Source organism: Dyella sp. 01N36, assembly GCF_056399745.1.
Genome location: NZ_JBFTRY010000018.1, coordinates 1 through 13190, shown reverse-complemented (window position 1 = coordinate 13190; position 13190 = coordinate 1). Strand labels below are relative to the sequence as shown.

The 13190-nt window shown below is 63.6% G+C and carries 10 protein-coding genes; 8 read left to right on the top strand and 2 right to left on the bottom strand.

Annotated elements, in window-relative coordinates; genetic code table 11:
- Positions 1–2049 carry a transketolase gene (tkt, locus tag AC1DMG_RS06440; protein WP_477176426.1) on the top strand — a complete coding sequence of 683 codons (2049 nt, stop codon included), beginning with the start codon at positions 1–3 and terminating at the stop codon, positions 2047–2049.
- A 24-nt stretch (positions 2050–2073) separates the two neighbouring features.
- Here tkt and gnd read toward each other — a convergent pair whose 3' ends face one another.
- A complete protein-coding gene (gene gnd / locus AC1DMG_RS06435) occupies positions 2074–2979 on the bottom strand; it encodes a phosphogluconate dehydrogenase (NAD(+)-dependent, decarboxylating) (RefSeq protein WP_477176427.1) in 906 nt (301 codons plus the stop codon).
- Positions 2980–3226: 247 nt separating this feature from the next.
- On the opposite strand from gnd, the gene AC1DMG_RS06430 reads away from it, so the two are divergent.
- The 6 genes from AC1DMG_RS06430 to fdhE all read left to right on the top strand — a co-directional run bounded on the left by AC1DMG_RS06430 (position 3227) and on the right by fdhE (position 10501).
- Positions 3227–4624, top strand: coding sequence for a serine hydrolase domain-containing protein (locus AC1DMG_RS06430; protein WP_477176428.1), 1398 nt, complete (start codon positions 3227–3229; stop codon positions 4622–4624).
- A gap of 274 nt (positions 4625–4898) precedes the next feature.
- Positions 4899–5492 carry a sulfate ABC transporter substrate-binding protein gene (locus AC1DMG_RS06425; RefSeq protein WP_046972997.1) on the top strand — a complete coding sequence of 198 codons (594 nt, stop codon included), beginning with the start codon at positions 4899–4901 and terminating at the stop codon, positions 5490–5492.
- Positions 5493–5504: 12 nt separating this feature from the next.
- The gene (fdnG, locus tag AC1DMG_RS06420) at positions 5505–7973 is read left to right on the top strand and encodes a formate dehydrogenase-N subunit alpha (protein WP_477176429.1); all 2469 of its coding nucleotides are present in this window, start codon (positions 5505–5507) and stop codon (positions 7971–7973) included.
- A gap of 10 nt (positions 7974–7983) precedes the next feature.
- The gene (fdxH, locus tag AC1DMG_RS06415) at positions 7984–8898 is read left to right on the top strand and encodes a formate dehydrogenase subunit beta (protein ID WP_441603631.1); all 915 of its coding nucleotides are present in this window, start codon (positions 7984–7986) and stop codon (positions 8896–8898) included.
- Positions 8895–9554, top strand: a complete 660-nt coding sequence (locus AC1DMG_RS06410) for a formate dehydrogenase subunit gamma (protein WP_477176430.1) — start codon at positions 8895–8897, stop codon at positions 9552–9554. Before fdxH ends, AC1DMG_RS06410 begins: the two co-directional genes overlap by 4 nt.
- Positions 9551–10501, top strand: a complete 951-nt coding sequence (gene fdhE, locus AC1DMG_RS06405; RefSeq protein WP_477176431.1) for a formate dehydrogenase accessory protein FdhE — start codon at positions 9551–9553, stop codon at positions 10499–10501. The genes AC1DMG_RS06410 and fdhE overlap by 4 nt, the downstream gene beginning before the upstream one ends.
- Before the next feature lie 18 nt (positions 10502–10519).
- Here the strand turns inward: fdhE and AC1DMG_RS06400 are convergent, their stop codons facing one another.
- A complete protein-coding gene (locus AC1DMG_RS06400) occupies positions 10520–11572 on the bottom strand; it encodes a permease (protein WP_477176432.1) in 1053 nt (350 codons plus the stop codon).
- A 317-nt stretch (positions 11573–11889) separates the two neighbouring features.
- Between AC1DMG_RS06400 and selA the strand changes: the two genes are divergently transcribed.
- A partial coding sequence (gene selA, locus AC1DMG_RS06395; RefSeq protein ID WP_477180320.1) for an L-seryl-tRNA(Sec) selenium transferase occupies positions 11890–13190 on the top strand: 1301 nt, incomplete at its 3' end.

Genomic DNA, 13190 nt, shown 5'->3' with positions numbered 1-13190 from the left:
ATGACCGATGAGCTCGATCTGAAAGGCATCAACACGCTGCGCTTCCTGTCGGTTGACATGGTGCAGAAGGCCAATAGCGGGCATCCCGGACTGCCGCTCGATGCGGCGCCGATGGCTTATGTGTTGTGGACGCGCTGGCTCCGGCATAACCCGGCCAACCCGGAGTGGTTTGATCGCGACCGTTTTGTGCTGTCGGCGGGTCATGGCTCAGCCTTGCTCTATAGCCTGCTCTACGCCACCGGTTACGACGTATCGCTCGACGACATCAAGCAGTTCCGCCAATGGCACAGCAAGACGCCCGGACATCCCGAGCGGGGCGACACGCCCGGCGTGGAGACCACCACGGGGCCGTTGGGACAGGGCCTGGCCAATGCGGTGGGCATGGCGATGGCGGAGGCGCAGATGGCGGCGCGCTACAACCGTCCGCAGCATGCGGTGATCGATCACCACACCTATGCCATCGTGAGTGATGGCGATCTGATGGAAGGCGTGGCGTCCGAAGCGGCATCGCTGGCGGGGCATCTGCGGCTGGGCAAGCTGATCTGCCTGTATGACCAGAATGCGATGACGCTTTCCGCGGCCACCGACATGACCTTTACCGAAGACGTGCGACAGCGTTTCGATGCCTATGGATGGCACACCATCGCAGTGACCGACGGCAACGATCTGGTGGCGATCGATGCCGCACTGGAGACGGCGCGTGCCAAAGCCACGCGGCCCACCTTGATCCTGGTGCGCACCAGCCTCGGTTATGGTTCGCCAAAGCAGGATACGTTCGAGGCGCATGGCTCGCCGCTGGGCGAGGAAAGCGTGCGCAAGACGAAGGAGAAACTCGGCTGGCCGCTTGAGCCGGACTTTTACGTGCCGGACGATGCGCTGGCCCATTTCCGCAAGGCGTTGCCGCGCGGGGCGGAACTTGAATCGGCGTGGGATGATCGGATGCAGGCGTATGCCAAGGCGTTTCCCGATCTCCATGACGAACTGCAACGCAGCCTGCGCGGCGAACTGGCCGACGGCTGGGACGCGGATATCCCGGTGTTTCCCGCCGATGCCAAGGGCATGGCGACGCGCGACGCATCGAGCAAGGTGATGAATGCGTTTGCCGCCAAAGTGCCTGCTTTCACCGGCGGCTCAGCGGATCTGAATCCCTCCACCAAGACCGCCATGAAGGGCCTGGGCGACTTCAATCCGCCCGCGTCAAAGGGCGGGGATCTGCAGGGTTCCGATGTATCGGGCTGGAGTTTCCAAGGCCGCAATCTGCATTTCGGCGTGCGCGAACATGCGATGGGCGCCATCGTCAACGGACTGGCGGCGCATGGCGGCACGATTCCGTTTGGAGCCACCTTCCTGATCTTCTCCGATTACATGCGTCCGCCGATGCGTTTGGCGGCGCTGATGAAGCTGCACGTCATCCATGTGTTCACGCACGACAGTATTGCGCTTGGCGAAGACGGGCCGACCCATCAGCCGGTGGAGCAGCTCGCCGCGCTGCGCGCGATTCCCAACCTCACGCTGATACGCCCTGGCGACGCCAACGAAACCGCGGTTGCCTGGCGCGTGGCCCTGCAAACCAAGGGCCGTCCGGTGCTGTTGGTGCTGACCCGGCAAAACGTGCCCACGCTGGATCGCGAGCGCATGGCGTCCGCCGATGGGCTGCGTTGCGGCGCCTATGTGCTATTCGATACACCGGGTAAAAAGCCCGAGCTGATCCTGATCGCCAGCGGTTCGGAAGTCGGCCTGATCGTGGAGGCCGCCCAGCGCCTGGAAGAAGAGGGCGTGGCTGTGCGCTGCGTGTCGATGCCGAGCTGGGAGTTGTTCGAGGCGTTGCCGCAAGCCGAACGTGACGAGGTATTGCCGCCCTCGGTGACGGCGCGACTGGCCGTGGAGCTGGGCATATCCCAAGGTTGGGAGCGCTACGTGGGTTCGCGCGGCGACATGATGGGCATCGAGACTTTCGGCGCATCCGCACCAGCCGAAGTGCTGCTGAAAGAATACGGCTTCACCGTCGATGCGGTCTGCCAACGCGCCAAGGCCCTGCTCGCTCGATAGCGGCAGGGCCTGGCGGCCAGCGAGTTATTCCTTCTTGATCGGATGACCGCCAAACTCGTTGCGCATGGCCGACAGCAGTTTGTCGGTGTACGAATCCTTGTCGCGCGAGCGCAGTCGCTCGATCAGCGATTGGGTGATGACCGGCGCGGGCACGTTCAGCTCAATGGCTTCATCAACCGTCCAGCGGCCTTCGCCGGAATCGGCCACGTAGGGAGCGATGCCGGACATATCGGGATTCTTTTTCAGTGCGTCGGCGGTCAGATCGAGCAGCCATGAACGCACCACGCTGCCGTAGCGCCAGATCTCGGCAACCTGCTGCAGGTCGAGTTCGAATTCCGCCTTGTGCCGCAGGATGGAGAAGCCTTCGGCATACGCCTGCATCATGCCGTACTCGATGCCGTTGTGAACCATCTTGGTGAAGTGGCCCGAACCCACCGGCCCGACACGCGCCCAACCCTGATCCCTGGCAGGTGCCAGCGCTTCGAAAATCGGACGCAGACGCTCTACCGCTGCCTCATCGCCGCCGATCATCAGGCTGTAACCCTCGGCCAGCCCCCAGACGCCGCCACTCGTGCCGCAGTCGACATAGGCGATGGCATGTTCGGCGAAACGCTGTGCGCGACGCAGTGTGTCTTTGTAGTAGGAGTTGCCGCCGTCGATGATGGTGTCGCCCGCGGCGAGCAGCGGCAGCAGCGCGTCGAGGCTGGCATCCGTGATGTCGCCGGCGGGCACCATCAGCCACAGCGTGCGCGGAGCGGGCAGGGCGGCAACCAGCGCTGCAAGCGATTCGGCTGTTTGCGCGCCGCTGCTTTCCAGCCCTTTGCGCGCTGCCTCTTGCGGATCGAAGCCGACGATCTGATGTCCGCCCTTCATCAGCCGCTGAGCCATATTGGCTCCCATCCTGCCCAAACCGATCATGCCGAGTTTCATTGGTCTTCCTAAGCCCGATAGGGATACAAAGTGTTGCGACAAGCCTGCATTTTGCGCTCGTTGCAGGCAAGTCTGCGTGAGAGTAAGGCGAACTCACTGCTGAGGAGCGCCTGACGCGACCCATCGAAAGAAGTTGAGCCGCGTCGTCATCCTGCGGCAGCAGTTGCGAGGCAGCGGCACGGTGTCATACCTTCGCGCGCTGGTGGATGGACGCATGCTGCGTCCGAGTGCCCCTATGGAGACGGGAATGCGCTTGCGTATCGGCCTGGCTGTGTTTGCCCTGGTGTTCTCGCTGACGGCGACGGCCACCACGTCCCCCACGTCGGATACTCCGCTGGCCAAAGCCGCGCAGGCGGCGCTGGAGAGTGCATCGATCAAGAACGGCCCAGGTGTAGTGGCGGTGATTGCCAAGGGCGACGCCATCGTGTTTCGCGGTGCGACCGGGCTGGCCCAGATCGAACTGGGCGTGCCGCTCGATCCGGATCAGGTGTTCCGCATTGCGTCGGTCACCAAGATGTTCACCGCCGCCACGGTGATCAAGCTTGCCGAGATGGGCAAGCTGTCGCTGGACGATAAGCTCGCCACTTATCTTCCCGACTTCCCGGACGCCGGCAACATCACGCTGCGGGAATTGTTGAATCACACCGCAGGCGTTTCCGACAAGACCAAGGATCCGCAGCCCGGCTTCATGAAGCGCGATGTGGATACGGCCACGCTGGTGGACGAAATCCGCAAGCGCACGCCGACCTTTGCGCCGGGAGCGCAGCAGCAGTACTCGAACGGTGGTTACATCCTGCTGGGAGCGGTGATCGAGAAGGTGACGGGTGAACCCTGGTACGCGGCCATGACGCGCCTTTTGCTGGAGCCCTTGGGTCTGCAACACATCCGCTATGGCGACAATGCCGTGGTCATGCCAGGGCGCGTTGCCGGCTACACGACGGACAACCCGGCACACCAGGTCAAGAATGCTTCGTTTATCAGCATGAGCATCCCCGCAGCGGCAGGCGGCCTGGTTGCCACGGCGGACGATCTGGTGCGCTGGATGCGTGCGTTGACGCATGGGCGTGTGATCAGCGCTCAGGACTTCCAGATGATGATCACGGCGGCCATGCCCGGTGCTGCGCATCCCTACGGCATGGGCATGTATCTCTGGCGCGTGCGCGCAAGCGAGATGGTTGGGCATACCGGGCAGATCGACGGCTTCTGTTCCGCCGTCGCTTACCTGCCGAAGCAAGATGTGACAGTGATTGTGCTGGCTAATGATGACAATTTCGATGCCCGCACCATGAGCCGCCGGCTGGCCGCCATCGCGCTGGGCCGGCCCTATGTGACGCCGGCGGCGGCGAGGCCATCCGATGCCGCGCTGAGTGCCTTGGAAGGCGCGTATCGCATCGACGCCACCACCACGCAGACGCTGTCGGTCCAGGATCACCAGCTCTACGCCCAACGCACGGGTCGTCATGCGGTGCCGATGCAGGTCGCCGCGGATGGAAAGCTCTATTTCGTGCCGGACGAACTCAGTTACTTCGTGCCCGTGCGCGACGCCGCGGGCAAGGTCACGCGACTGGATTATTTCGATGGCGGCGATGCGCCTGCCGTGGCCATGCCGCGGATAGCCAATGCAGTCAACGCTGCCCATCCGTAGCCGAAGGGCAGCGTGACGAAAGTGTGATCGGACGTGTTTATTCGGGTCCGGCTTCATACTTTCGTCTAAGAGAAATGTGACGATTTGCATCCGCCAAAAACGCTTTTCAGGGCAACGGAAATTCGCAAGAAATCCGACCCCTCGGACCTGAGAACTGTGCTACCTTTTTGAGCAGGCGACAGGTTCATTGCCGTCGTCGCCACGGAGTTTTCGAGCCACGTCGACGCCCTGGATTGGGCGGTTGGTCCAGCCAGATTTCCGGGAGCGCTACGCGATGCCAATGACTCGCCGCGAGTTCATCAAGTTCACAGGCTTGGGGCTGGCAGCATCCAGTCTCGGCGTGTTGGGCTTTGGCGAATCGGGGGTGGCGCAAGCCGCCGCCGTTCGACCTTTCAAGCTTGCCCACGCCACTGAAACACGCAACACCTGCACGTATTGTTCAGTGGCCTGCGGCATCATCATCTACAGCATGGGTGATCGCGCCAAGAACGCGCTGTCCAACATCATCCACATCGAGGGTGATCCGGATCATCCGGTCAATCGCGGCACCTTGTGCCCGAAGGGTTCGGCGCTGCTCGACATTGTGCATGCGCCCACGCGACTGAAAGAGCCGCGTTACCGTGCACCCGGCGGCACCGAGTTCAAGACCGTGTCCTGGGATTTCGCGCTGGACCGCATCGCGCGTCTGATGAAGGACGATCGCGACAAGAACTTCATCGCGAAGAACGCCAAGGGCGACACCGTCAATCGCTGGACCAGCGTAGGCATGCTGGCAGCGTCGGCGTCGTCCAGCGAAACCTCCTACCTGACCTGGAAGGTGGTTCGCTCGCTCGGCATGGTGGTGTTCGACAACCAGGCGCGTGTCTGACACGGACCGACGGTGGCCAGTCTGGCCCCATCATTCGGTCGCGGTGCAATGACCAACACCTGGCAGGACATCAAGAACGCCAATGTCGTTATCGTCATGGGTGGCAACGCTGCCGAGGCGCATCCGTGCGGCTTCAAATGGGTGATCGAGGCGAAGATCGAGAACGGCGCCAAGCTCGTCGTGGTCGATCCGCGCTTCACGCGCACGGCCTCGGTGGCCGATTACTACGCGCCGATACGCCCGGGCACCGATATCGCCTTCCTCAATGGCGTGATTCGTTACCTGCTGGAGCACGACAAGATCCAGCATGAGTATGTGCGCTCGTATACCAATGCCAGCCTGATCGTGAAGGACGGTTTCGATTTCCAGGATGGCCTGTTCACCGGCTACAACGAGGAAACGCGTACCTACGACAAGTCGACCTGGGACTACGACCTGGACAAGGACGGCTTTGCCCGCGCCGACGACACCTGGCAAGACCCACGTTGCGTGATCAACCTGCTCAAGCATCACGTCTCCCGCTACACGCCGGAGATGGTCTCGCGTATTACCGGCACGCCGCAGGACAAGTACCTGCATATCTGCGAGTTGATCGCCAGCACCTCGGCGCCCGACAAGGCCATGACCAGCCTGTTTGCACTGGGTTGGACGCAGCACTCGGTGGGTGCGCAGAACATCCGCAACATGGCGATGATCCAGCTGCTGCTGGGCAATATCGGCGTGGCCGGTGGCGGCATGAATGCCTTGCGCGGACATTCGAACATCCAGGGCTTGACCGACGTCGGCCTGCTGTCCAATCAGATGCCGGGCTATATGAACCTGCCCACCGACAAGGAAACCGACTTCGACATCTACATGTCGACCCGTCAGTTCAAGCCTTTGCGCCCGGGACAGATCAGCTACTACCAGAACACCCGCAAGCTGTTCGTGAGCTTCATGAAGGCGTTCTACGGCGACGCCGCCACGCAGGAAAACAACTGGGCGTTCGATTGGCTGCCCAAGCTCGACATCCCGCTGTACGACATCATCAAGGCGTTCGAGATGATGAACAACGGCCAGATGACGGGTTACATCTGCCAGGGCTTCAATCCGCTGCAGGCCTTCCCGGATCGCGGCAAGATCCGCCGCGGCCTGAGCAAGCTGAAGTTCCTGGTGACGATGGATCCGCTGGATACGGAAACCTCGCGTTTCTGGCAGGATTTCGGCCCGCAGAACCCGGCCAATTCGGCCGAGATCCAGACCGAGGTATTCCAGCTGCCGGTCACCTGCTTCGCCGAAGAAAACGGCTCCCTGGTCAATTCGGCGCGCTGGCTGCAGTGGCACTGGAAAGCGGCGGAAGGTCCGGGCGATTCGATGTCCGATATCTGGATCATGAGCGGCATCTATCACCGGCTGCGCGAGCTGTATCGCAAGGAAGGCGGCGCCTTCCCCGATCCGCTGCTCAACCTCACCTGGAAATACACCGATCCGCTGAGTCCCGACCCGGAAGAGCTGGCGAAGGAAATGAATGGTCGCGCCCTGGCCGATCTCACCGATGCGACCACCGGTGCAGTGACCAAGGCCGGCACCTTGCTCGATGGCTTTGGGCAATTGCGCGATGACGGCAGTACGTCGTCCGGCTGCTGGATCTTCTCCGGCTCGTTCACCGAGAAGGGCAACCAGATGGCGCGGCGCGACGCCACCGATCCACGCGAGCAAGGCATCGCGCCGAACTGGGCGTGGGCGTGGCCGGCGAACCGGCGCATCTTGTACAACCGTGCCAGTGCCGATCCCGCAGGCAAACCATGGAACCCGGCCAAGCCGGTCATTTCGTGGAACGGCATACGCTGGGTGGGCATCGACGTGCCCGATTACACGCCCACCCTGGCTCCCTCGGCCGGCGCCAGTCCTTTCATCATGAATGACGAAGGCCTGGGTCGGCTGTTCGCCCGCAAGCTGATGGCGGAGGGGCCGTTCCCCGAGCACTACGAGCCGCTGGAATCGCCGGTGGAGAACCCGCTGCATCCGAAGGTGCAGAACAACCCGGCCGCCCGTGTGTTCGCCGATGACCGCGCTGCGTTTGGCAGTCCAAAGAACTTTCCCTATGTGGCTACCACGTATCGCCTCACCGAGCACTTCCACTTCTGGACCAAACACGCACTGATCAACGCGATCCTCCAGCCGGAGGAATTCATCGAGATCGGCGAGGTGCTGGCCAAGGAGAAGGGCATCGAGCAGGGCGGTTGGGTGAAGGTGTCGTCCAAGCGCGGCGAAGTGATTTGCAAGGCCTATGTCACCAAGCGCATCAAGCCGATGACCGTGGACGGCAAGCCGACCCATGTGATCGGCGTGCCCTTGCATTGGGGCTTTACCGGCCAGGCCAGGAAGGGCTACGGGGCCAACACGCTGACGCCGTCCGTGGGCGACGCCAATACGCAGACGCCGGAGTTCAAGGCGTTCCTGGTCAACATTGAAAAGACCACGGCGCCAGTCGCCGCCTGAGGAAGCCGTCATGTCCGATCTGCAATCGCAAGATTACATCCGGCGCTCCGCCTCCACGATGACGCCGCCGATGGCGCGCAGCACCGAGGAGCAGGTAGCCAAGCTCATCGATGTGACCCGCTGCATCGGCTGCAAGGCCTGCCAGTCGGCGTGCATGGAGTGGAACAACCTTCGCCAGGAAATCGGCCACTTCGAGGGGTCCTATCAGAACCCCAACGACTTGAGTCCCGATGTCTGGACGCTGATGAAGTTCGCCGAGTACGAAAACGAGCAGGGCAATCTGGAATGGCTGATCCGCAAGGACGGCTGCATGCACTGCGAAGATCCCGGCTGCCTCAAAGCGTGTCCGGCGCCCGGCGCGATCGTGCAGTACGCCAACGGCATCGTCGATTTCATCAGCGACAAGTGCATTGGCTGCGGCTACTGCGTGAAGGGCTGCCCGTTCGATATTCCGCGCATCAGCAAGAAGGACCACAAGTCGTACAAGTGCACGCTGTGTTCGGATCGCGTCGCCGTGGGCCTGGAGCCGGCGTGCGTCAAGGCATGTCCCACTGGCGCCATCATGTTCGGCACCAAGACCGACATGGCGCACTGGGCGGGCGAGCGCATCGTCGACCTGAAATCGCGCGGTTTCGAAAAGGCTGGCTTGTACGACCCGCCGGAAGTGGGCGGCACCCACGTGATGTACGTGCTGCATCACGCCGACAAGCCCTCGCTGTATTCGGGCCTGCCCGACAACCCGCGCATCAGCGCTGCGGTGGAAGCATGGAAGGGCATTGCCAAGCCGCTGGCGATGGTGGGCATCGCGCTGGCTGCGGTGGTGGGCTTCTTCCATTACATCGTGAAGGGTCCCAACGAAGTGACTGAAGAGGACGAAGTGCAGGGCGAGCGCGTGCTGGAGGATGCCGCGGAGAAGACGCCATGAACCGGCCCAGGACCGTCATTGTTCGCTACACCACGTCCCAGCGGGTCAACCACTGGATCAATGCCATCTGCTTTACCTTGATGGTGCTGTCGGGCCTGTCGATGTTTCACCCGATCATGTTCTGGCTGTCCAATCTGTTTGGCGGCGGCCAGTGGACGCGCGCGATCCATCCATGGATAGGCTGCGTGCTGATGGCAAGCTATATCGGGATGATCGCGCAGTTCTGGCGCGCGAACCTCTGGCGCCAGGAAGATACGGCGTGGATGAAGTCGGTGCCTGCGGTGATCGAGGACGATGAGGAACACATACCCGCGGTTGGCCACAACAATGCCGGCCAGAAACTGGTGTTCTGGTCGATGACCCTGCTGATCCCCACCTTGTTCATTACCGGCTTGACGATCTGGGAAGTGTATTTCGGCGAAGCCACCTCCATTCCGGTGCAGCGCGCCGCCGTGCTGATCCACAGCACCGCAGCCTTCCTTGCCATCATCATCTGGATCGTCCACGTGTATGCCGGCATCTGGGTGCGTCACTCGGTGCGTGCGATGACCCAAGGTTATGTGACGCCGGGCTGGGCCTGGCGCCATCACCGCAAATGGCTGTGGGAGCTGGCGTCCGGCCAGAACGGCAAGAACAGCATCAGGAAGCGTCCATGAAGCAGGCTGGCGCACCGCCCGAGGGCAAATGGACCGGCCCGCAGCACGCCGGCGTCCGTTCGCCCGATCCGATCGTGCTGGCCGATCCGGGCAAGCGCTTTGCAGCCACGGCAAAGCGCTTGGAGCAGCTGGCAGACGGGCATCCGATGGAGGCCTGGTTGCAGTTCATGTCGATGCTCTCGCGAGCGCAGCACGAAGTGGCAACCACGTTGACGCCTGCCGCGGAACTCAGTGAGGCGTGGGTAGCGCAGGCAGTGGAAGCGCGCCTGCCGCCGCTGGCCGCAGACGGCCATCGTCGTGACGCGTCATGGCGCGCGGGACTTGCGCTCTTGCTTCAACGCATCGATCGCGCCGGCCTGCCACCGGCCGCCGTGCATGCGATGGAGCAACTGCAGCGCAGCGATGCCGCCGCGCTGGACGAACTGGCCGACCACTTCCTGCGTGGCGAACTGGAGGCTGCCGAAGTGGGCGCGGTGGTGTTCGTTGCCGCGGCGCTGCAAGTGTATTTCACCTGTTCGGCAGCGCGTCTGCGGGCCGACGATCTGCGCCTGCTCGAAGAACGCTCGCTCTGCCCATGCTGCGGCTCGCCTTCGGTATCGGGCGTGATCACGGCGACCGGCGTGACGCCCGGCACGCGCTATCTGTCATGCTCGATGTGCTCCACCGCGTGGAACCACATGCGTGCGGTGTGCATCACCTGCGGCGGTACACGCAAGCTGTTCCTGCAAGGCATCGAAGATGACCCGGGCATCGTCAAGGCCGAAACCTGCGCCGAATGCCACACCTACGCCAAGGTCCTCTATCAGCTGAAGGACACCAAGGTCGATCCGTATGCGGACGATCTGGCCTCGCTCGGCCTGGACATCCTGGTCACCGAAGCGGGTTTTGCCCGCCACGCGCCCAACCCGCTGCTGCTGGTGGGCGATGGCGAAGCGGTGGCCGACTAGCCACCGCCATCGCGTGCTTCAGTGCAGACCCAGCCCTGACGCCAGCGCGCCACCCAGGATGCCGAAGCCGACCACGGCCGCTGCCAGCGCCAGCAGCAGGCGCAGATTGAAAGATCGGCCAACCATCACCAGCGAGGGCAGGCTGACCGGCGGCAAGGTCATCATCAAGGCCGCCGCAGGCCCGGCGCCGATGCCCAGGGCCAGCATGGCCTGCACGATCGGCACTTCACCCGCGGTGGGAATCACGAACAGCATGCCGGCCACGGCCAGCGCCGCGATCCAGAACCACTGGTTGCCGATCTCCGGTCCGATATGCGGGAACATCCAGGCGCGCGCCGCGCCCAGCAGCAACACGATCACCACGTATTCGGGAATCAGCCGCACCGTCATCCTCAGGAAGATGCGCGCCCAGCGCTTCAGCGTTTCGCCCCATGACACGGGTTCGGACTCCAGCGGCTGGGCCGGGATCGGCACGTCCGCGCCCGGTGTCGACATCCGGTTGGCCAGATAGCCCAGCCCGAACACCATCGGCACGCTGAGCAGCAGGCGCAGCCCGGTCCAGTACCAGCCGAGGACGAAGCCGGTGAAGATCAGCGTCGCCGGATTCAACATCGTGTTGCCCAGCCAGAAAGCGACCGCCGCACCGGGCGTCGCCCGATGTGCGCGCAGGCCCACCACCACCGGCGAGGCGCAGCAGGTGCACATCATTCCCGGCACCGCGAGGAGCCCGCCGGCCAGCACACTGCCGAAACCGTAGCGACCAAGCACGCGCTCCACCCAGCGTACCGGCAGCAAGGCCTGGACGCCCGAGCCCAGCAGCAGGCCGAGCACCATCGCCTGCCAGATGGCCTTGCCATAAGCGACGGCATAGCCGAGTGCGGCGCTCCAGGACGGCGCTGGTGCGCTGGCCTGGTCGCCCATCAGGATCGAGTGGCCGATCGAATGCTGGGACGCGGCGACAAAGGCGCGTCCGTAATACGGATGCCACTTCACGTAGAACAAGCCGGCAACCACCAGCAACAGGAATACGAACCAGCGGACATGACGCGCTGTTTGAAGTGCAGCAGACATGGACATCCCCACGAACAGTCGTGACATCACGGCCCTGACAGGGCACGCCATTGCCACCTCTGCCACAGGCCGGACGCACTGTGCAGGGGCAAGCCCATCGCGGCTGCGGTGCAGTCGCGCGAGAGAGCATGCTACGGCATTTGGCCAATGTCACCCTAGCGAAGGCCATAGCCACGGTCGTTCGTGAATCCGATGTGCAGGCAGGCGTGGTGACGAAGCGCCTTGACCGGCTTGAACGCGCCCAGCAGCATAGGGCCAACATTAGCCATCATCGGTCGGCACGCAAGCGTGCCCGCCGATGTCACTGGATAAGCGCCATGGCGGAACCCGATGTCGTCTCGCTGCGCCAACTTCCGGCGGTTGCCACGGTGCTGGCAACGGCTGAAGCGATGCTGTTGCTGGAACGGCACGGGCGCGTGGCGACCACCGACGCCATCCGCCGCATGATCGACGACGCGCGTGCCGCCTTGCGCGCCGCGCCCGGCACCGCACCCGGCGCCGACGAACTGGCCCAGCGTGCCGGCGCGTGGCTGGATGCACGCACGCCGGGCCTGCGCCCCTTGTTCAACCTTACCGGCACCGTGCTGCACACCAATCTCGGTCGCGCGCTGCTGGCCGAGGCGGCGATCGATGCGGCGGTGGAGGCGATGCGTCATCCCGTATCGCTCGAATTTGACCTGGACGAAGGCGGGCGCGGTGACCGCGACGATCATCTGCGCTCCCTGCTGTGCAACCTGACCGGCGCCGAAGACGCCACCGTGGTGAACAACAACGCCGCCGCCGTGCTGCTCTGCCTCAACACGTTTGCGCTCGGTCGTGACGCCGTGGTTTCGCGAGGCGAGCTGATCGAGATCGGCGGCGCCTTCCGCATGCCGGACATCATGGCCCGCGCCGGCGCGCACATGGTGGAAGTGGGCACCACCAACCGCACCCATGCCGCCGACTATCGCAGCGCGCTCAACCCGCGTACTGGCATCGTGCTCAAGGTGCACACCTCCAATTACCGCATACAGGGCTTTACCGCCGAGGTAGGCGCCGCTGAGCTGGCGACCATCGCGGATGCCGCCGGTGTGCCGTTGTTGAACGACCTGGGCTCCGGCAGCCTGGTGGATCTGTCGCACTACGGGCTGGCCAAGGAACCGACTGTGCGCGAGGCGGTGGGCGAGGGCGCGCGGCTGGTCACCTTCTCCGGGGACAAGTTGCTGGGTGGTCCGCAGGCCGGCTTCATCGTCGGCGATCGTGCGCTGATCGAACAGATCAACCGCAATCCGCTCAAGCGTGCGCTGCGCGTGGACAAGCTTCGCCTCGCTGCGATCGAGGCCACGCTCAAGCTCTATCACGATCCGGATCGCCTGGCCGAACGGCTGCCGACGTTGCGTTTTCTTGCACGCCAGCAGTCCGATATCCAGGCGCAGGCGCAACGATTGCTCCCCGCCGTAGCAGGGCGTCTCGGCGACGCTTTTGCCGTGGATGTCGACGACTGCCTCAGCCAGGTCGGTTCCGGCGCCTTGCCGCTGGATACGCTGACCAGCGCCGCCCTGGTGATACGCGCGCGTGGCAGCCAGAGCGCATTGGAGCGCTTGACCGCGGCGCTGCGTGCGCTGCCGCGTCCCATCAT